The 20,028-nt window shown below is 62.5% G+C and carries 19 protein-coding genes; 16 read left to right on the forward strand and 3 right to left on the reverse strand.

Annotated elements, in window-relative coordinates:
• Positions 1-2: 2 nt before the first annotated feature.
• The 4 genes from ABIB36_RS18355 (at position 3) to pdxS (ending at position 4,195) form a co-directional block, all read left to right on the forward strand.
• Complete coding sequence (locus ABIB36_RS18355; protein WP_084348772.1) at positions 3-908, forward strand: phosphatidylinositol mannoside acyltransferase; 906 nt, start codon at positions 3-5, stop codon at positions 906-908.
• Complete coding sequence (locus ABIB36_RS18360; protein WP_354562513.1) at positions 905-2,029, forward strand: glycosyltransferase family 4 protein; 1,125 nt, start codon at positions 905-907, stop codon at positions 2,027-2,029. Before ABIB36_RS18355 ends, ABIB36_RS18360 begins: the two co-directional genes overlap by 4 nt.
• Entirely contained in the window at positions 2,029-3,054 is a 1,026-nt protein-coding gene (locus ABIB36_RS18365) for an NUDIX hydrolase (RefSeq protein WP_084348774.1), read from the forward strand. Before ABIB36_RS18360 ends, ABIB36_RS18365 begins: the two co-directional genes overlap by 1 nt.
• Positions 3,055-3,259: 205 nt before the next feature.
• Entirely contained in the window at positions 3,260-4,195 is a 936-nt protein-coding gene (gene pdxS, locus ABIB36_RS18370) for a pyridoxal 5'-phosphate synthase lyase subunit PdxS (protein WP_084348775.1), read from the forward strand.
• Between the two features lie 31 nt (positions 4,196-4,226).
• On the opposite strand, the gene ABIB36_RS18375 is transcribed toward pdxS, so the two are convergent.
• Positions 4,227-4,862, reverse strand: a complete 636-nt coding sequence (locus ABIB36_RS18375) for a nucleoside/nucleotide kinase family protein (RefSeq protein ID WP_354562510.1) — start codon at positions 4,860-4,862, stop codon at positions 4,227-4,229.
• Between the two features lie 98 nt (positions 4,863-4,960).
• Between ABIB36_RS18375 and ABIB36_RS18380 the strand changes: the two genes are divergently transcribed.
• From ABIB36_RS18380 to ABIB36_RS18435, 12 genes are all read left to right on the forward strand, one after another.
• Entirely contained in the window at positions 4,961-5,812 is an 852-nt protein-coding gene (locus tag ABIB36_RS18380) for an acyl-CoA thioesterase (RefSeq protein WP_084348777.1), read from the forward strand.
• The gene (gene pdxT / locus ABIB36_RS18385; RefSeq protein WP_354562508.1) at positions 5,809-6,411 is read left to right on the forward strand and encodes a pyridoxal 5'-phosphate synthase glutaminase subunit PdxT; all 603 of its coding nucleotides are present in this window, start codon (positions 5,809-5,811) and stop codon (positions 6,409-6,411) included. Before ABIB36_RS18380 ends, pdxT begins: the two co-directional genes overlap by 4 nt.
• A gap of 131 nt (positions 6,412-6,542) precedes the next feature.
• Entirely contained in the window at positions 6,543-7,298 is a 756-nt protein-coding gene (locus tag ABIB36_RS18390) for a YebC/PmpR family DNA-binding transcriptional regulator (RefSeq protein ID WP_084348779.1), read from the forward strand.
• 109 nt (positions 7,299-7,407) lie between these two features.
• On the forward strand, positions 7,408-8,073 hold the full coding sequence (ruvC, locus tag ABIB36_RS18395; RefSeq protein ID WP_354562505.1) for a crossover junction endodeoxyribonuclease RuvC: 666 nt from the start codon (positions 7,408-7,410) through the stop codon (positions 8,071-8,073).
• The gene (ruvA, locus tag ABIB36_RS18400) at positions 8,070-8,678 is read left to right on the forward strand and encodes a Holliday junction branch migration protein RuvA (RefSeq protein ID WP_084348781.1); all 609 of its coding nucleotides are present in this window, start codon (positions 8,070-8,072) and stop codon (positions 8,676-8,678) included. The genes ruvC and ruvA overlap by 4 nt, the downstream gene beginning before the upstream one ends.
• Complete coding sequence (gene ruvB, locus ABIB36_RS18405; RefSeq protein WP_084348782.1) at positions 8,675-9,757, forward strand: Holliday junction branch migration DNA helicase RuvB; 1,083 nt, start codon at positions 8,675-8,677, stop codon at positions 9,755-9,757. The genes ruvA and ruvB overlap by 4 nt, the downstream gene beginning before the upstream one ends.
• 204 nt (positions 9,758-9,961) lie before the next feature.
• Positions 9,962-10,378 (forward strand): preprotein translocase subunit YajC, encoded by a 417-nt coding sequence (yajC, locus tag ABIB36_RS18410; protein ID WP_354562501.1) that lies wholly within the window; start codon positions 9,962-9,964, stop codon positions 10,376-10,378.
• A 176-nt stretch (positions 10,379-10,554) separates the two neighbouring features.
• Positions 10,555-12,300, forward strand: a complete 1,746-nt coding sequence (gene secD, locus ABIB36_RS18415) for a protein translocase subunit SecD (protein WP_354562499.1) — start codon at positions 10,555-10,557, stop codon at positions 12,298-12,300.
• Between the two features lies 1 nt (position 12,301).
• Positions 12,302-13,495, forward strand: a complete 1,194-nt coding sequence (gene secF / locus ABIB36_RS18420; protein WP_354562496.1) for a protein translocase subunit SecF — start codon at positions 12,302-12,304, stop codon at positions 13,493-13,495.
• A 37-nt stretch (positions 13,496-13,532) separates the two neighbouring features.
• Entirely contained in the window at positions 13,533-15,215 is a 1,683-nt protein-coding gene (locus ABIB36_RS18425; protein WP_354562494.1) for an ABC transporter substrate-binding protein, read from the forward strand.
• Positions 15,212-15,775 carry an adenine phosphoribosyltransferase gene (locus ABIB36_RS18430; RefSeq protein WP_373270564.1) on the forward strand — a complete coding sequence of 188 codons (564 nt, stop codon included), beginning with the start codon at positions 15,212-15,214 and terminating at the stop codon, positions 15,773-15,775. The genes ABIB36_RS18425 and ABIB36_RS18430 overlap by 4 nt, the downstream gene beginning before the upstream one ends.
• 80 nt (positions 15,776-15,855) lie before the next feature.
• Positions 15,856-18,231: a RelA/SpoT family protein gene (locus tag ABIB36_RS18435; protein ID WP_354562492.1), complete on the forward strand. Its 2,376-nt coding sequence runs from the start codon at positions 15,856-15,858 to the stop codon at positions 18,229-18,231.
• Positions 18,232-18,289: 58 nt separating this feature from the next.
• Here ABIB36_RS18435 and ABIB36_RS18440 read toward each other — a convergent pair whose 3' ends face one another.
• Positions 18,290-19,075, reverse strand: coding sequence for a peptidylprolyl isomerase (locus tag ABIB36_RS18440; protein ID WP_256895959.1), 786 nt, complete (start codon positions 19,073-19,075; stop codon positions 18,290-18,292).
• Positions 19,075-19,932: a peptidylprolyl isomerase gene (locus tag ABIB36_RS18445; RefSeq protein ID WP_354562490.1), complete on the reverse strand. Its 858-nt coding sequence runs from the start codon at positions 19,930-19,932 to the stop codon at positions 19,075-19,077. Before ABIB36_RS18445 ends, ABIB36_RS18440 begins: the two co-directional genes overlap by 1 nt.
• Between the last annotated feature and the right edge of the window lie 96 nt (positions 19,933-20,028).

Raw genomic sequence — 20,028 nt, forward strand, 5'->3', positions numbered from 1 at the left:
AGATGACGCTCGTCGAGCGCGCCACCGATGCCGGGTATGCCGCAGGGTGGCGAGTAGTTCGAGCGCTTCCGGACCCGTTGGCTCGGAAGCTGTTCGACAAGGGTGCCGATGTCGCTGCACGTCGCGGCGGTGGCCCGGAGCAACTGCGAAAAAACCTGGGCCGAGTGCTCGGTGTGCACCCGAACCTGGTGCCGGACGAGTTGATTCGTGACAGCGTCCGATCGTATGCCCGTTACTGGCGTGAAGCGTTTCGGCTGCCGTCGATGGATTTGAACTCCCAGGCCGCGGTCATCGACAAATGTGTTTACGGGCGCGAGCATCTCGATGCCGCACTGAGTGCGGGTTCCGGGGCGGTGCTCGCTCTGCCGCACAGTGGGAATTGGGACATGGCAGGGATGTGGTTGGTCCGCACGTATGGTCGTTTCGCCACTGTCGCGGAACGACTGAAGCCAGAATCGCTGTATCAGCGGTTCGTCGACTACCGCGAAGGCCTCGGATTCGAGATATTTCCGCTCAGCGGGGGAGAAACCCCACCCTTCGCTGCATTGTCGGAGCGGCTTCGAGCCAACGGGGTCGTCTGCTTGCTCAGTGAACGAGACCTGGCGAAACATGGTGTGCCGGTCTCGTTCTTCGGAGAACAGACCCGGATGGCAGCCGGGCCTGCGAAGCTCGCCGTCGATACCGGGGCACACCTGCTGCCGGTACACGGTTACTTCGACGGTGACGGCTGGGGTTTCACCATCTCACCTCGCATCGACGTCAGCGAGGGTGTCTCCGCTGCCACTCAGGCGCTCGCCGATTCGTTCGCCTCGCAGATCGCCGAGCACCCAGCGGACTGGCACATGTTGCAACCCCTGTGGATGTCCGACCTTTCGGAGAAGCGAAGAGCACGAATCGAGGAGTCGTGAAGATCGGGATGGTCTGCCCGTACTCCTTCGACGTTCCGGGTGGAGTGCAAGCGCACGTACAACAACTTGCCGAAGTGTTCATCGAGCGTGGACACCGGGTCAGCGTGTTGGCACCGGCATCGGAGGAGACTTTGCTCCCGGACTTCGTCGTCTCGGCCGGTGAGGCATTGGCGATTCCGTACAACGGCTCTGTTGCCCGCCTGCGTTTCGGACCCGTGACATATTCGAGAATCCGTCGATGGATCGGCGAGAACGATTTCGATGTTCTGCACATTCATGAGCCCAATGCGCCGAGTCTGTCGATGCTCGCCCTCAAAGCCGCCGAGGGGCCGATCGTCGCCACTTTTCATACCTCGACCACGAAGTCGTTGATACTGAGCACTTTCCAAGGGGTGCTTCGGCCCTACCACGAGAAGATCAGCGGCAGAATTGCGGTATCCGAGCTTGCTCGACGGTGGCAGGTCGAAGCCCTCGGTGGCGATGCCGTCGAGATCCCCAATGGCGTCGACGTCGCCGCGTTCGCGCACGCCCCGCTTCTGCTCGGTTATCCGCGAGCGGGGAAAACCGTGCTGTTTCTCGGGCGTTTCGACGAACCGCGTAAAGGGATGGGGGTGCTCCTCGGTGCCCTCCCGTCGCTCGTAGCGCGGCATCCCGATATCGAGATTCTCGTCGTCGGTCGCGGTGACGAGGACAAGCTGCGGAACGAAGCAGGGGCGCTAGGCCATCATCTGAGATTCCTCGGACAGGTCGACGACGCGGAAAAGGCCTCTGCGATGCGAAGTGCAGACGTCTACTGCGCGCCGAACCTCGGTGGTGAGAGTTTCGGAATCGTGCTCGTCGAAGCGATGGCGTCGGGAACAGCGGTCGTTGCCAGTGAGCTCGATGCGTTTCGTCGAGTGCTTCGCGACGGTGCCGCCGGGCTTCTCGTTCCGATCGGCGACTCCGAGGCGCTGGCGACCGCTGTCGACTCCTTGTTGTCCTCGGAGAGACTACGGGTCGGATTGGTCGAAGCCGCAGGTAGAGCCGTCGTCGACTACGACTGGCCGGTAGTCGCCGAACAGATCATGCGCGTCTACGAGACCATCACCGTCGGAGGCCAGAAGGTGCGGGCCGCGAGCTGATGACGTTGTCTGCATTGACGATTCTCGTAGTGGGCTTGGTCTCGGTGGTGATACTGATCATCGGCCTGTGGGCCTACGCCACGGCCAATCGTTTGGATCGCCTTCATGTCCGGTCGGACCTCGCATGGCAATCACTGGATTCGGCATTGGCCAGACGTGCCGTGGTGGCCCGTGCAGTATCGGCAGCGACTCGCGATCAGCTCGAAGACAGCAAACGGCTCGCAGCGTTGGCCGACACCGCCGAAAGGGCAGAGAGATCGCGACGTGAGGACGCCGAGAATGCTGTGTCCGGGGCACTCGCGGCTCTCGATCCGGCTGATCTTCCGCCGCAACTTGTCGCCGAATTGGCAGATTCCGAAGCGCGCGTATTGATCGCGAGGCGTTTCCACAACGACGCGGTGCGGGACACCTTGGCGCTGCGAACGACCACTCCGGTGCGGATCTTGCATCTGGGCGGTACCGCGCCCTTGCCGACGTACTTCGAAATTGCCGAAAGATCGGCGTCGGAGACCTTCGGTCACAAGGAACGAGCCGTGCAGCGGACCTCGGCGAGAGTGGTTCTCGTCGACGAACGCGGGCGGGTTCTGTTGTTGCGAGGACATGACCCGATCGTTCCCGAAGTCTTCTTCTGGTTCACGATCGGCGGCGCGGTCGAATCCGGTGAGAGTCTGCGTGATGCAGCGGTGCGTGAGGTCTACGAGGAAACCGGACTCGAAGTCGATGCGGCCGATCTCAAGGGCCCGATGTGGCGGCGGGTAGCCACGTTCCCTTTCAATGGAACGCTGATTCGGTCGGAAGAGCTGTTCTTTGCGTACCGCACTCAGGAGTTCGAACCTCAGCACGGTGGCTTCACCGATTTCGAACGACGAACCGTCACCGGTCACCGTTGGTGTGAGGAGGACGACATCCGAGCTTTGGGTGCGACAGGCGAAACCGTCTACCCCCTCGAACTCGCCGAGCTACTCGACGAAGTCAACATCGTGCTCGCCCGCCGAGTCGAACCGGACGTCCGAGCCATTCGCTGACTCCTTCGGGCGAGAAGATCGCCTGCTCGGTGATCGAGGGCTACCAGTCCAGCAATCGCCGAGTGGTTATAGGTGGTGATCGAAGGCCAGCCTAGAATCGACCTCGAACAAATACGTCCTTTCGGATCCGCGGGCACATGCGCCCGCTGCCGTTGAAGGACGATTCGACATCGAGAACGCATTCGATCAAACACAGGAGTTTACCGTGAGTACCCCCACCGAGACCGACACCAGCGGCTCCGAGGAGAAGGTTTCCAAGCCCGGAATCGGAACCTCCCGCGTCAAGCGCGGCATGGCCGAAATGCTCAAGGGCGGCGTGATCATGGACGTCGTCACCGCTGAGCAGGCCAAGATCGCCGAAGACGCAGGCGCGGTCGCAGTGATGGCACTCGAGCGCGTCCCGGCAGACATTCGTGCGCAGGGCGGCGTGTCTCGAATGAGCGATCCCGACATGATCGACAGCATCATGGCCACCGTGAGCATTCCGGTGATGGCCAAGGCACGGATCGGCCACTTCGTAGAGGCTCAGATCCTGCAAAGTCTCGGCGTCGACTACATCGACGAGTCCGAGGTCCTTACTCCCGCCGACTACGCGAACCACATCGACAAGTGGAACTTCACCGCCCCGTTCGTGTGTGGCGCGACCAACCTGGGCGAAGCCCTGCGTCGCATCACCGAGGGCGCTGCAATGATTCGCTCCAAGGGCGAGGCAGGCACCGGAGACGTATCGAACGCAACAACGCACATGCGTAAGATTCGCGACGAAATTCGTCGCCTCACCTCACTTCCCGAGGACGAGTTGTACGTCGCGGCAAAGGAATTGCAGGCACCTTACGATCTCGTCGTGGAAGTTGCACGCGCGGGGAAACTCCCGGTCACGCTCTTCACCGCAGGCGGCATTGCAACGCCCGCCGACGCGGCGATGATGATGCAACTCGGTGCGGAGGGCGTGTTCGTCGGTTCGGGAATCTTCAAGTCGGGCAACCCCCAACAGCGCGCAGAGGCGATCGTGAAGGCGACCACCTTCTTCGACGACCCAGACGTGCTGGCCAAGGTGTCGCGCGGTCTCGGCGAAGCAATGGTCGGAATCAACGTGGACGATCTCCCGGTTGGGCACAGGTTGTCCGAGCGCGGCTGGTGAACTTTCTTCGGTGACGGATCCACCGGGTTCGTCACCGAAGCCGGACCGCAGGCCGATCGGGATGGTCCCAGCGAACACAGAGCGCCGGTCCCGCGGACTCAGTGCCCCGGCGTAGGTCCATCTCACGGTAGTAGGTGAGTAGTGGCTCTATTGTCCACTGTTCCTCGGGCCGTGTCCGACGACGCAATGCTCCTGCCGAGAGGTCGAGTCGGATCGTCGCGTCGACGTCTAGCCCTCGGCCGAGCAGCATCGGTCCGGCAAGGATCACTACGTGCGTCTGTGCTGCCTCGCGCAACGTAGCGCGTGCCGAGCGATCGCTCTTCTCGTCCCACAAGCGGGGTAGGAACTGTCCTCGACCGCCGGGACGCAGTGGGGCGATCACTTCGCGTTCGATCGCGTCGAAGTCGAACCAGCTTGTGCGATAAGTTATTTCGTCTGTTCTGGAGTACTCGAATCGAAGCGAGGCAGGGCGAACGAAGTCGTGAAGGTCCACCACTTCGCACGGGCGACCGGTACTGGAAACGAAAGCGCTTGTCCGATAGGCGAAGTCGACAGGGTCAGCGCCGTCCGGCCCGTCGACAACCGCGACGCAGCGACGGCCCGACGGAAGCAACGCGCTGAACGTCTCGACGAGTCGGGCCGGCGAGATCGGTTCGAGTTGGGGCATACAGAGCATCCTGCCCTGCACGGGCTCAGGTCGCGGTGGCCGCAGATCGCGTTCGTCTCCTTGTTAGCCTTCAGGCAGCTGGTACAGAAAGGTGGATCATGGCGAGTATCGAAGACATTCTCGAGCTCGAGCGCATCGAGGACGACATCTTTCGCGGTCGAACATTTCCCAGTCTGCTGCAGCGGACATTCGGGGGACAGGTTGCCGGACAGGCGCTGGTTTCTGCCGTCCGAACGGTTGGCGAGCAGTATCGCGTCCACTCGTTGCACGGATACTTCATTCGGCCGGGCAACCCGACCGAGCCGACGATCTATCTGGTGGACCGCCTCCGCGACGGGAGGTCGTTCAGTACGCGTCGGGTCACGGGTATTCAGGCTGGTAAGCCGATCTTCACCATGTCCGCGTCCTTTCACGTCGACGACGAGGGAATTTCACATCAGGACACGATGCCCAAGGTCGTCGACCCCGAGTCTCTGCCCGACTCGCGTGATCTCCCGGATGGGGGAAGTCCGTTCTTTCGCGAATGGAAAGAATGGGACGTCAGGCTGGTTCCGGGTGAGCAGACCGAGAAGCATCCGGATTTTGCCGCCCAACAGCGCGTGTGGTTTCGGTACCGAGACAAGCTGCCGGACAATCAGGTGTTCCACGTCTGCACCCTCGCCTACATGAGCGATATGACGCTTCTCGGGTCGGCATTGGTGCCGCATCCCGACGTGTCGACACAGACCGCCTCGCTCGACCACGCCCTGTGGTTCCTGCGGCCGTTCCGGGCCGACGAGTGGTTGCTGTACGACCAGACTTCGCCGTCCGCGGATTTCGGTCGGGCGCTGACGCAGGGACGAATCTTCGACCGGCAGGGGCGGATGGTCGCTGCCGTTGTTCAGGAGGGGCTCATGCGTTTCGATCGCAACCCCGACCGGGTGAACAAAGACTTGGCCAGGCCCCAGTGAGTGGTCCCAGGATCGGTGTCCTTGCGCTGCAGGGGGACGTCCGCGAGCACCTCGCCGCCCTGAATTCTTGTGGTGCCACCGCAACGCCGGTTCGCAGGCCGCGCGAACTGGACGAGGTAGATGGATTGGTGATTCCCGGTGGGGAATCGACGACGATGAGTACTTTGCTGTCCGTCTTCGACCTGCTCGAACCCCTCAAAGCGAAGCTGAAGGACGGGTTACCCGCCTACGGGTCCTGCGCGGGGATGATCTTGCTTGCGTCGGAGATTCTCGATACTCGTCCCGACGCCCAGCATCTCGACGCACTGGACATCACTGTGCGGCGCAATGCGTTCGGCAGGCAGGTCGACTCGTTCGAAACGGACCTGACGTTCGCGGGAATCGAAGGTGAGAAAGTGCGCGCGGTGTTCATTCGTGCGCCGTGGGTGGAACGGGTCGGGAACGACGTCGAGGTGCTGGCCGAAGTTCCCGATGGCCCGGCCGCTGGTCGGATCGTTGCAGTCCGGCAGGGCGCCGTGATGGCGACGAGCTTCCATCCGGAAGTCACCGGTGACCGCCGAGTCCACGAACTGTTCGTAGACTTGGTACGCAAGACCTAGTGGAACGCAGGGCCCAGTAGTACATGCAGGGCAGTTGCCGGATGGTCGAACCGAGATAGTGGATCCCTCTCACCCGAGCACATGCGTAAAGTACACAACACTTAGCTGAAGCAGGAAAGGGGCTCCATCGCATGAGCGGCCACTCCAAATGGGCCACCACCAAGCACAAGAAGGCGGTAATCGACGCGCGTCGAGGTAAGTCCTTCGCCAAACTCGTCAAGAATATCGAGGTGGCGGCCCGCACCGGTGGTGGCGATCCAGTGGGTAACCCCACCCTGTTCGATGCCATTCAAAAGGCGAAGCGCACGTCGGTTCCCAACGACAACATCGAGCGTGCTCGCAAGCGCGGCGCAGGTGAAGAAGCCGGTGGCGCCGACTGGCAGACGATCATGTACGAGGGATACGGCCCCAGCGGGGTGGCGATGCTCATCGAGTGCCTGACCGACAACCGCAATCGGGCTGCCGGAGAAGTTCGCGTCGCCATGACGCGCAACGGCGGCAACATGGCCGATCCGGGCTCGGTGTCCTACCTGTTCACCCGCAAGGGACTTGTCACGTTGGAGAAGAACGGGCAAAGCGAGGACGACGTGCTGATGGCCGTCCTCGATGCAGGTGCAGAGGAGATCACCGACAACGGAGATACCTTCGAAATTGTCAGTGAACCAACCGACCTCGTTGCGGTCCGCACTGCACTGCAGGAAGCAGGCATCGAGTACGACTCGGCGGAGGCCACCTTCCAGGCGTCGGTGTCCGTTCCCGTGGACGTAGACGGCGCCCGCAAGGTGTTCAAGCTCATCGACGCACTGGAAGAGAGCGACGACGTGCAGAACGTGTACTCGAACGTCGAACTGTCCGATGAAGTGATGGCTGCACTCGACGAGGAGTGAAACCGGTCGGGGCGGGAAGACGGACCTCGCTTACGGGTGTCGCGCACCCGATAGGTCGCACCGCTCCGATACGCTATCGAACAACAGTTCGTAAGCGGAAGGTGTCAGTGTGCGAGTGATGGGCGTCGATCCAGGTTTGACCAGGTGCGGTCTGAGCTTGATCGAAGGCGGGGCCGGTCGCAGTGTCGTGGCACTCGATGTAGACGTGGTGCGAACGCCGCCCGATATGGATCTGGCACAGCGTCTACTCCTGATATCCGAGGCCGCGGAGTACTGGTTGGATACGCACAAGCCGACGGTGGTCGCGATCGAGCGCGTTTTTTCGCAGCACAACGTGCGTACGGCCATGGGTACCGCCCAGGCTGGGGGAGTCATCGCGCTTGCGGCAGCTCGTCGCGGTATCGACGTCTGTTTTCACACTCCGAGCGAGGTCAAGGCTGCAGTTACCGGCAACGGTAGCGCCGACAAAGCGCAGGTCACCGCGATGGTCATGAGAATTCTCGGTATGCAGACCGCCCCTACGCCTGCCGATGCCGCGGATGCGCTGGCACTGGGTATTTGCCATTGTTGGCGGGCGCCGATGATGGCCAGAATGGCGCAGGCCGAAGCAATGGCCGCGCAGCAGAAGAGGAAGTACGAGAATCGGCTCGCCGAGGAACGTAAATCGCGGGCACAGGCAGCGCGGAAGGTCGAACGCGCCAGGCTTGCATCCACCGCCGCTCCGGTTCGTGCCGCAGGACAGGTTCGTGCCGCAGGAGAGGTAGGGACACGATGATCTCCTCGATCAGCGGCGAGGTCCTCGACATCGCCCTCGATCACGTGGTCATCGAGGCGTCGGGTGTCGGATACCGAATCAATGCGACGCCCGACACACTCGGCACGTTGAGCCGAGGATCGGCGTCGAGATTGCTGACGACGATGATCGTCCGCGAGGACTCGATGACCCTCTACGGCTTTTCGGACAGTGAATCGCGTGAGCTGTTCTCGCTCTTGTTGTCGGTCTCCGGCGTAGGCCCCCGCATTGCCATGGCGACATTGGCGGTACTCGATCCTCAGTCGTTGCGGACCGCGCTGGCAGACAGCAACGTGGCCGCGCTGACCAGAGTTCCGGGAATCGGCAAACGAGGCGCCGAGCGCATGATCGTGGAATTGCGTGACAAGGTCGATGCGATCGTGGCAGCAGGGAACACCACGATCGTGCAGTCCGGACCCGGAACGGTCAACTCCGTTCGTGACCAGATCGTCGAGGCGCTCACCGGACTCGGCTTCCCGGCCAAGCAGGCCGAGGACGCGACGGATTCGGTTTTGGTCGAGAGTCCGGATGCGTCCACGTCGGCGGCTCTAAGATCCGCGCTGGCCTATCTGGGTAAGAGCAGATGACCGGAGATCCGGAAGAGGAATTCGCAGACTCTCAGCTCGCGGCCGGATTGATCGCGGACGACGCAGATGTCGAGACGAGCCTGAGGCCCAAGACCCTCACCGATTTCATCGGCCAACCACGCGTGCGTGAGCAACTGCAGTTGGTGTTGACAGGCGCCAAGCTGCGCGGCAGTACCCCCGATCACATTTTGATGTCCGGTCCGCCGGGCCTGGGTAAGACCTCGATGGCCATGATCATCGCGCAAGAGTTGAACACCTCGTTGCGTCTCACGTCGGGACCGGCGCTCGAGCGAGCAGGCGATCTAGCGGCGATGCTCAGCAATCTCGTCGAGGGTGATGTCCTCTTCATCGACGAAATACATCGGATTGCGCGACCGGCAGAGGAAATGCTCTACCTGGCCATGGAGGACTTTCGGGTCGACGTCGTGGTGGGAAAGGGTCCGGGAGCAACGTCGATTCCCCTCGAAGTAGCACCGTTCACCCTGGTAGGGGCAACTACTCGATCGGGAGCGCTGACCGGACCGCTACGTGATCGTTTCGGGTTCGTCGCGCACATGGACTTCTACGAACCTGCGGAATTGGAACTGATTCTCCAGCGATCGGCGGGCATACTCGGTGTTCCGATAGACAAGGCTGCGTGCACCGAGATCGCTGGCCGCTCGCGAGGCACACCGCGCATCGCCAACCGGCTTCTGCGCCGAGTTCGTGACTACGCGGAAGTACGCGGTGACGGCACCATCACCAAGGCCACAGCCCGCGCGGCTCTCGTCGTCTACGACGTCGACCAACTCGGTCTCGACCGGTTGGACAGAGCGGTGCTCAGCGCGCTGATTCGTAGTTTCGGCGGCGGACCGGTGGGAGTGTCCACTCTTGCTGTGGCCGTCGGGGAAGAACCGGCAACCGTCGAGGAAGTATGCGAGCCCTTTCTGGTTCGCGCAGGGATGGTCGCCCGCACACCCCGTGGTCGAGTCGCCACTGCTGCGGCATGGCTACACCTTGGACTCGTACCGCCGCCCGATCTGGCCATCGGCGGAATTTCCGTTCGAACCAACGAGGCTCAGCAGGAGTTATCCGAATAATCTGCTGATAATCGGTGGGAGCTGACCGGATCGTGGGTCCGGTAATGGCACACTGGTCCTTTGCGTGGTTCTTCAGTACAGCCGTGGTGACCGAATTGTCGCCTACTTCGGCTGTACGCGAACGTAAGAAACCACCATGAAGACACCGTGGGCATGAAAGCCGAAACCGATAGACAACCGAAACTTCGAGGACTGACGTAAAAGATGGAACTGCTATTCCCCCTTCTCATCGTGGCTCTGCTCGTGCCGATGTTCCTGAACGTCCGGCGCCAGAAGAAGGCTCTTGCCCAGACTCAGACTCTGCAGGATTCGCTGAAGATCGGTGACGAAGTGGTCACCACAGCCGGTCTGTACGCCCGGGTGGTGCTGGTCGAAGACGACACAGTGGACCTCGAGATCGCCGACGGCATCGTGACGACATGGTCGCGCGCCGTCGTGAAAGAGGTCTTGCCCCCTGATGTCGACGATCTCGATTCCGACGTCGCCGGATCCGCGGACGTCATCGAGTCCGACGATGCGACTCCGTCGCTCGAGAAAAGCACGACACTCGAGAAGGACGTATCCCCGTCGTCTTCGGAAGAGACCGTGGAGCAGAGCGCACGTCGTCTCGAAAAAGAGTGATCGACCTGTGAACGAAACCGCTGCCGGAGAAACTCCGGCAGCGGTTTCGCTTGCCGCGCACATGCTGCCCAGCTCGTCTGGAATCACCTGTTCCGACGCGTATCACCCGACATCAGACCGCTTGCGTCCCCTGATCGACCGCATGTTGTCCCACGCCAAGAGGAGAATCACACACCGTGGCACCTTCCAGCGGATCGGTGCATCCAGCCCGCTATCTCGCCGTCTTCGCGGTATTGATGGCCGCTGTGTATGCGCTGGTCTTTTTCACCGGAGACAAGTCGCCAACTCCCAAGTTGGGAATCGACCTGCAGGGTGGCACGCGTGTCACGCTTACCGCCAGGACACCTGACGGCAGTCAGCCGAGTCAGGACTCTCTGAAGCAGGCGCAGCAGATCATCGAGACTCGCGTGAACGGGCTCGGTGTGTCCGGGTCCGAAGTGGTGATCGACGGCGACAATCTCGTTATCACCGTTCCCGGTGACGACAGTTCGCAGGCACGTTCGCTCGGCCAGACCGCACGGCTCTTCATTCGTCCAGTGTTGACCGCAGCGCAACCGGCGGCAGGACAGCCGGCGCCAGGAGAGCAAGCCCCTGCGAACGGAACACCTGCGCCCGCGGCGGGCGAGCAGGCCCCGGTCGGCGAGTCGGTACCTCAGGGCCGTCCGTTCCCGGCACAGGACCCGAGCGCGGTCGATCCGGTCCCGGCGGCCCCTGCCACCGGCGATCAAGGCAGCCCCGACGCTCCGGCGGCAGTGACACCCACGGAGGTCTCCGAAGCCGATCAGGCAGCCAATCAGATCACCGAGGCGAAGGCGCTACGGCAGAGCGAGGACCCTCAGGTTCAGCAGGCCGCCCTCGCAACGATCGATTGCAATGCACCCGATCCACTGCAAGGCAACGACGATCCCGCATTGCCCCTCGTCGCGTGCTCGACCGACGGCACCTCCGTGTATGTACTCGGGCCGAGCATCATCGACGGTCAGCAGATCGACGATGCTACGTCGGGCTTCAACAGCCAACAGTCACGCCACGAGGTCAGTCTGAGTTTCGACTCGGAAGGTAGTAACACCTGGGCGAAGTTCACCGGCGCCAACATCGGCAAGCAGGCGGCGTTCACACTCGACTCGAAGGTCGTCAGTGCACCGCAGATCCAGGGTGCGACACCTGCCGGGAGCGCCACCTCGATTACCGGCCAGTTCACCGCGCAGAGCGCCTCGGAGTTGGCGAACACCCTGAAATACGGTTCACTGCCGCTGTCCTTTGCCTCGTCGGAAGCAGAAACAGTGTCCGCGACGCTTGGGCTTGCGTCGTTGGAGGCAGGTTTGATCGCCGGCGCCATCGGTCTGGTGCTGGTCCTGCTCTACTGCCTCGTCTACTACCGCGCGTTGGGCCTGTTGACGGCACTGTCGCTGGTGCTGGCAGGCCTGATGGTCTACGGAATTCTGGTTTTGCTCGGGCGGTGGATCAACTTCACCCTCGACTTGGCAGGCATTGCCGGGTTGATCATCGGTATCGGCATGACAGCGGACTCGTTCGTCGTGTTCTTCGAACGAATCAAGGACGAGATTCGTGAGGGTCGAAGCTTCAGATCTGCGGTGCCGCGAGGCTGGGCACGTGCGCGAAAGACAGTCCTGTCCGGAAACGCGGTCAGCTTCATCGCCGCTGCGGTGCTCTATGCACTTGCTGTCGGGCAGGTTCGAGGTTTCGCTTTCACTCTCGGCCTGACGACGATCCTCGACGTAGTGGTCGTCTTCCTGGTGACCTGGCCGCTGGTCTACCTGTGCACGAAGTCGAAATTCTGGTCGAAACCAGGTGTCAACGGCCTCGGTGCAGTGGCAGAGGTCGCGCAAGAACGCAAGCGGGCGGCTGCCCGAACGACATCGAGTACGGTCTCGGCCGACGCGTCGACCAAGGGGGCGTGATATGTCCGATTCACCGGAGAAGAACACTTCAGAACCGACCTCGACACTGCTGACGGATTCCGGTGCCGAGCAGATGGATCAGCCGCAGCACAGTTGGATGAATCGTCTGTACACGGGCACTGGAGCCTTCGAGATTGTCGGTCGACGTCGCTTCTATTACATCTTGACCGGAACGATCGTCTTGATCTGCCTGTTGAGCATCGCCGTCCGTGGATTCACCCTTGGAATCGATTTCGAAGGCGGTACCCGGATTCAGATCCCGGCCGCCGACAACGTCAGTACCGAGCAGGTCGAGAAAGTATTCGCCGACACCCTCGGATTCGATCCGGTGTCGGTACAGACCGTCGGTTCCGGTGCCGCTGCCACCGTGCAGGTTCGTTCCGAGGCGCTCGATGCTGCCGAAGTGAATTCGGTCAAGACCGCTCTGTTCGATTCTTTCGAACCGGTCGACGGGAACGGAGTTGCGTCCCCGAATGCGATCAGCATCTCCGATGTGAGCGAAACCTGGGGCGGACAGATCACCCAGAAAGCACTGATCGCGCTGCTGGTGTTCCTCGTCATCGTCAGTATCTATATCTCCATCAGGTACGAGCGGGACATGGCGATTGCTGCCCTCGCGGCACTGGTGTTCGATCTGTTCGTCACGGCCGGTGTCTATTCGCTGGTCGGGTTCGAGGTCACACCCGCGACAGTGATCGGTTTGTTGACCATCCTCGGCTTCTCGCTCTACGACTCCGTGGTGGTGTTCGACAAGGTCGAAGAGAACACGAGGGGGATTCTCAATCTCAGGCGCAAGACCTATGCGGAACAGGCGAACCTGGCTGTCAACCAGACGCTCATGCGCTCGATCAACACGACGGTGATCGGCGTACTGCCGGTGCTGGCTTTGATGGTCGTCGCCGTATGGCTGCTCGGAGTCGGAACGCTGAAGGACCTCGCACTCGTACAGTTGGTGGGCATGATCGTGGGCGCGTACTCGTCTATCTTCTTCGCAACACCGCTGCTCGTGACCATCAAGGAAAAGTGGGGGCCGGTCGCCGGTCATACCAAGAAGGTGATGGCCAAACGAGCTGAGGTTGCACAGCGCGGAGGCGTCGTCGGCATGGTCGAGTCCTCGGCCGCTACCGTGCCCGCGCCGGCCACACCGCAGCCAGGCTCGAGGCCTACAGGAAAGCGCAACAAGAAGAGGCGTTGATCACGTGCGAGTCTGTCGAACAACTGTCGCAAAGGCGGTGGCGGCTGGACTGGCTGCCACCGTCACCGTGGCTACGGCCGCGGGGTGCTCGGCGTCCGAGGATCCAGTTCCGTCCATCGGGTACGCCGTCGACAACGTCGTGTCCACGTACAACGCTCGAACTGTGGACGGCGCCGCGTCCGGGGCGCGCCAGGCGTTCCCGCGCGTCCAGACCGGATTCACCTATCTCGGACCCGAGGGAGAGGCGCTGTCCGACAACGACATCGGAAGCGCGGCGGTGGTGCCCGCCGCTGCGCTGACCGTTCGCTACGTGATCGCTCCACAGGCTGTCTACTCCGACGGCGTCCCGATGACCTGCGACGACCTCGTGTTGGCCTGGGCTGCCCAGAGCGGCCGTTTCACCTCCGGTGAGGGCAATTCTTCGCTGTTCGACGCTGCGTCGACTGCGGGGTACTCCGACATCGACAAAGTCGACTGTGTGACCGGTACGAAGGAAGCCACCGTGACCTTTGCGCCGGGGCGGTCCTACCTGGACTGGCGCAGCTTGTTCGGTGCGACATCGCTGCTCCCGGCACACGTCGTCGCGCGTGCAGCGAACGTCCCCAACATCGTCGACCCGATCGACAGTGGGGATTTGGACGCGGTGGGCCGGATCGCCGATTTCTGGAACACCGGCTGGAACTTCGCTCCCGACGCGATCGATACATCCCTGATGCCGTCCAACGGCCCGTACCGTGTCGATTCCTATACCGCCGACGGTGGGCTGGTTTTGGTAGCCAATGACAAGTGGTGGGGCGTCCCACCCGAGACGGAACGAATCATCATCTGGCCCAAGGGAACCGACATCCCGGCGCGCAGCGAAGCAGGCGATCTCGAGGTCGTCGACTCCGGTGCCGGGGGAGAGGAACCCACCGACGGCTTCGACCGCACCGACTTTCCCTCCAAGGGTGTCGAACAGTTGACGTTGGCTACCGGAGGAACCCTTTCTTCGCCGGCGGTGCGGCGAGCGCTTGCCTCGTGCATTCCTCGTCAGCAGCTGTTCGACGAGGTAGGGCATTCCGGATACGACAAGAGTGTCGGGATCGGATCCGGCGTCGTCGACGCCAGACTTGTGCAGTCCGATACCCTGCTCTACCCGCCGGTGTCGGCTACTGCGGCCGGGCGTTATCGCCAGCCGGACACGACCGCATCGTCGTCCGAACTTCGGGCCGCCGGTGTGACCAACCCGACAATCCGGATCGGTTACCTCGCTCCGGATGCACGTCGCGGGGACATTGTGTCCACTATCGCTGCCTCGTGCGGTCCAGCAGGAATCAACGTTGTCGACGCATCGTCCGCTCAGTTCTCGCCCTCCGCCCTCCAGCGTGGCGAAGTCGACGTGGTACTCGGATCGACCGCGTCGGCGTCGGGAGCGGCTGGCGCCGTGTCCGACGCGGCTGCCCGGTACAGCCTGCGTGGTGGCGTCGGTAGCAACGTGGGCGGCTACGACAACAGTCGGGTGAATGCGATCGTGGATCAGCTTGCCGTCGATACATCCGACGCAACTTCTCTCGCGGTAGCGACGGAGGGCGAGAGCATCCTGTGGAACGATATGCCGTCGTTGCCGCTGTTCAACCAGCCGAGGACGCTCCTCGTATCGGACGGGATGAAGAACGTCGTCGCCAATCCGACCGCGGCGGGTGCGGGCTGGAATATGGATCGGTGGATACTCCTCCGGTGAGCAAACACAGTGAGACAACTTTCAACGTGAACGCGTTGGCCGAGACCGCCTCGGCAAACATCGACCGATTGGTCCGCTGGGCGGACGACTTCCCGGTCCAGGGCGTACGTTTCGCCGATCTGACACCGGTGTTCGCCGATGCGGACGGACTCTCGGCGGTCATCGAAGCGCTGGCAGTGGCTGGAACGGGCGCGGATCTCGTGGCAGGTATCGACGCTCGCGGATTTCTGCTCGGTGCCGGCGTAGCGCTTGCGCTCGGATCCGGTGTACTCGCGGTGCGCAAAGCCGGCAAGCTTCCTCCGCCCGTCGTATCGCAGCGGTACGAGCTCGAATATGGATCCGCCCAACTGGAGATCCCCGAATCCATCGACTTGGTAGGTAGGCGTGTCCTCGTCGTCGACGATGTGCTGGCGACCGGGGGCACGATCGCCGCGACGGCGACATTGTTGCGCGCACGTGGGGCACAGGTCGTAGGAGCTGCCGTCGTACTGGAGATAGCGGAGCTTCAAGGCCGCTCCAGGTGCGATGGGTACCCGCTCACCTCCTTGAAAAATGTGTGAGGACTAAAGTCGGACCACGGAGCGTGTGTGCCCGGTGCAAGACCAGGCCATGAACTCAAACGCGGCAGGAGGCGATCAGCGTGACCAGTTACCTCGACCAACCCTCGCCCGAACGGCCCGCTTCGGATTCCGCGACGCCCGAATCGAATACGGCCGTTCCAGCCGTCCCGCCGACAGCCGGACGCGGGTCTGTGGCGGCTGTTCCTACGTCGGCATCGAGAAGGGTTCGCGCTCGTCTGGCCCGCCGGATCACCGCTGGTCGCTCGGCTGCCGTCAAACCGGTTCTCGAGCCTCTTGTCAGTCTGCATCGGGACCTGTACCCGAAGGCCGATCTCGCGTTGCTGCAACGTGCCTACGATGTCGCTGACGAGCGGCACGCCACGCAGATGCGCAAGTCGGGCGACCCCTACATCACGCATCCGCTTGCAGTGGCGAACATTCTCGCGGAGCTCGGGATGGATACGACCACGCTTGTCGCTGCTCTGCTGCACGACACTGTCGAGGACACGGGATACTCGCTCGCGCAACTCACCGAGGAGTTCGGTGAGGAGGTCGCGCATCTCGTCGATGGGGTCACCAAACTCGACAAAGTAGCGCTCGGCAGCGCGGCCGAAGGCGAGACCATTCGCAAGATGATCATTGCCATGGCACGCGATCCCCGCGTGTTGGTGATCAAGGTCGCCGACCGACTCCACAATATGCGGACGATGAGGTTTCTCCCGCCGGAAAAGCAGGCGCGTAAGGCCAAGGAGACCTTGGAAGTTATTGCGCCGCTTGCTCATCGGTTGGGGATGGCGACGGTCAAGTGGGAGCTCGAAGACTTGGCGTTCGCAATCCTGCACCCGAAGAAGTACGACGAGATCGTCCGACTGGTCGCGGACCGAGCGCCGTCCCGTGACACGTACCTCGAGAAGGTTCGAGCGGAGATCAACGCATCGTTGTCGGCGTCGCGCATCAGCGCCGTGGTGGAGGGGCGCCCGAAACACTACTGGTCGATCTATCAGAAGATGATCGTCAAAGGCCGCGACTTCGACGATATTCACGACCTCGTCGGCGTTCGTATTCTGTGCGACGAGATTCGTGATTGCTACGCGGCTGTCGGCGTCGTGCACTCGTTGTGGCAGCCGATGGCCGGGCGATTCAAGGACTACATCGCCCAGCCCCGATACGGCGTCTACCAATCGCTTCACACGACTGTGGTCGGGCCCGAAGGAAAACCGCTCGAGGTGCAGATCCGCACCCGGGAGATGCACAGGACAGCGGAGTTCGGTATTGCCGCGCACTGGCGATACAAGGAGACCCGAGGCAAGCACGGCAACGACAACGCCGAGGTCGACGACATGGCCTGGATGCGTCAACTGCTCGACTGGCAGCGTGAGGCAGCGGATCCGGGGGAGTTCCTCGAATCTTTGCGGTACGACCTCGCAGTCAAAGAGATCTTCGTGTTCACCCCGAAGGGTGACGTTGTAACCCTGCCTGCGGGTTCGTGCCCGGTCGACTTCGCATACGCGGTCCACACCGAAGTCGGGCACCGTTGCATAGGAGCACGCGTCAACGGCAGGCTCGTCGCACTGGAACGCACCTTGGACAACGGCGAGGTGGTCGAGGTTTTCACCTCCAAGGCCGTCACCGCGGGTCCCAGCCGTGATTGGCAAGGTTTCGTAGTCTCTCCGCGTGCCAAATCGAAGATCCGACAGTGGTTCGCCAAGGAACGCCGAGAGGAGGCACTGGAAGCGGGTAAGGACTCGATCGCCAAGGAAGTCCGTCGCGGAGGTCTACCGCTTCAGCGTCTGATGAACGCGGAATCGATGTCCACCATCGCGCACGAATTGCGTTATGTGGATGTCTCCGCGCTGTACACGGCGGTCGGTGAAAGCCACGTATCTGCCCAGCACGTCGTACAACGCCTGGTTGCTCACCTGGGCGGGGTGGGCGACGTCGAGGAAGAGCTTGCCGAACGTTCGACACCGTCGACGATTCCCACTCGGGCCCGACCGGTCGGTGACGCCGGCGTGCTCGTCTCGGGCTCGGAAGGCATCGTGGCGAAGTTGGCGAAATGCTGTACTCCGGTTCCGGGTGACGAGATCCTCGGATTCGTCACCCGCGGAGGATCGGTCAGCGTGCACCGAACCGACTGCACCAACGCCAAGTCGCTGGAGGAGCAGTCCGAACGGTTCGTCGATGTGCAGTGGGCGCCTTCGGCGTCGTCCGTCTTCCTGGTTGCCATCCAGATCGAGGCCCTTGATCGGCACCGACTGCTTTCCGATGTCACGAAGGCTCTGGCTGACGAGAAAGTCAACATTCTGTCGGCATCGGTGGCGACCTCAGGGGATCGAGTCGCCATCAGCAAGTTCACTTTCGAGATGGGCGACCCGAAGCATTTGGGACACGTTCTCAACGTCGTCCGCAACGTCGAAGGCGTCTACGACGTCTACCGCCTGACCTCGGCGGCCTGAGGCTCCACGGGCGCGGTCGAGCGGCGTGTACGCGCGCTCGACCGAGCCGGTGGAGGTTCTAGGTGACGGTTTGTATCGTCACAGCTGCGTTCGGGGCGCCGTCGCCACCGGGAGTTGCCACCCCTGCTGCAGCGACCTTGTCGAGCGTAGCGAGTCCCTCGGCAGAAATCGTCCCGAAGACGGTGTACTGCGGAGGCAGCACCGAGTCCTCGTAGACGAGGAAGAACTGGCTGCCGTTCGTGTCGGGTCCGGCATTCGCCATCGCGACCGTTCCGCGTGGGTACACAACCGGCGTCGACGCGGCGGGATCATCGGCGGGGAACGCCGTGGTCGGGTATTCGTTCGGATATTCGTAACCCGGACCCCTGCTTCCCTTGCCCGAGGGATCACCACACTGGAGAACCTTCAAACCAGGGGAGGTGGTCAGACGATGGCACGGGGTGTCGTCGAAATACCCCTGAGCGGCCAAGTTGGTGAAGCTGTTGACAGTGCAGGGTGCTTCGGCCCGGTCCAAGGTCAATCCGATCGGCCCCTGGCTCGTCGTCATCGCTACCTCGACTGTCCCTTGTGTGGGCACATCGGCCGTCGGCGGAGGGGTGTTGTCTCGGACGGCAGGCGTCGCCGCGGGATAGTCACAGGTGGTTGTCGGCGCTTGGGGCGTAGGGACCGCAGGTAGCACCCCGAATTGGCTCAGGTCCAACTCCGGCTCGGGTGCGGCGCTGGTCGCCTTCGGCGTCGATGCTGCCGTCGTCGTGGATGTCGCGGTGCCCGATGTGTCCGAAGAGCACCCGGCCACGAGCATGGCTACCGCGCCGGCAGCCACGAACAGAGCCGAGCGTGTGATCACAGGTCGCTCACCACGTTCGTGATGTCGACGGGAAGGGCCGGTTTTCCATCCTGGGCGCCGCCTTCGACCCCGCCTGCTGCGACCTTGTCCAGAGTCTGCAGACCCGTCTCGTCGATGGTTCCGAACGCCGTGTACGCGGGAGGCAGCTTCGAATCACCGAAGACGAGGAAGAACTGGCTTCCATTGGTTCCGGGCCCGGCGTTTGCCATCGCAAGGGTGCCGCGGGGATAGGAGATCGGCTGGCCGGCTGCAGGGTCGCCGACGTTGTATTGGTCGACCGGGAACTCGTCCGCGAACTCGTAACCGGGTCCGCCTTGACCCGTGCCCGCAGGATCGCCGCACTGGAGCACCTGCAACCCTGCAGACGTCGTGAGACGGTGGCAGGTGGTTCCGTCGAAGTATCCCTGGTTTGCCAGTGAAACGAAGCTGTTGACAGTGCACGGTGCCTGCGGGTTGTTCAGCGTGAGTCCAATGTTGCCCTGCGAGGTTTCCATGCTGTAGCTCAGGGGCTCGTCGCTCGTCGGAATCGCGTCGGTGCGTGGTGGTGTGTTCGGCTTCGCCGCCGGTGCCTGTGCCGCCGGATACGCGCAGTTCACGGTCTCCGGAAGCGGCTCGGAGCGGCCGTCGGTGATGAGCGTGTCTGCCGAAGGAGTGTCCGATGCAGTCGTCTCGGGTTCGTCGCCACCTCGGGTGATCGCGAAAACGACTGCGACCGCGCCGACTACGACGGCCACGCCCAGAACCGACCCGGCGATCGTCAGCTGTTTACGCTTCTTGGCTCGCTCTGCTCGGTGTTCGAGTTGTCGCTCGAGCTTTCTTTTCGCTGCCTCACGCCGTTGCTCGTTGCTGGGCAATTCGCCTGTCCTCCCGCTTGTCCTCGATCGATTACCGGCGCTCGATCCGGCTGTTCGGAGCCGAAACCGGCCGTCAGTGAGTGTGCCATTACATCC

This window comes from Rhodococcus sp. UYP9, from assembly GCF_040547235.1.
Taxonomy (GTDB): domain Bacteria; phylum Actinomycetota; class Actinomycetes; order Mycobacteriales; family Mycobacteriaceae; genus Rhodococcoides.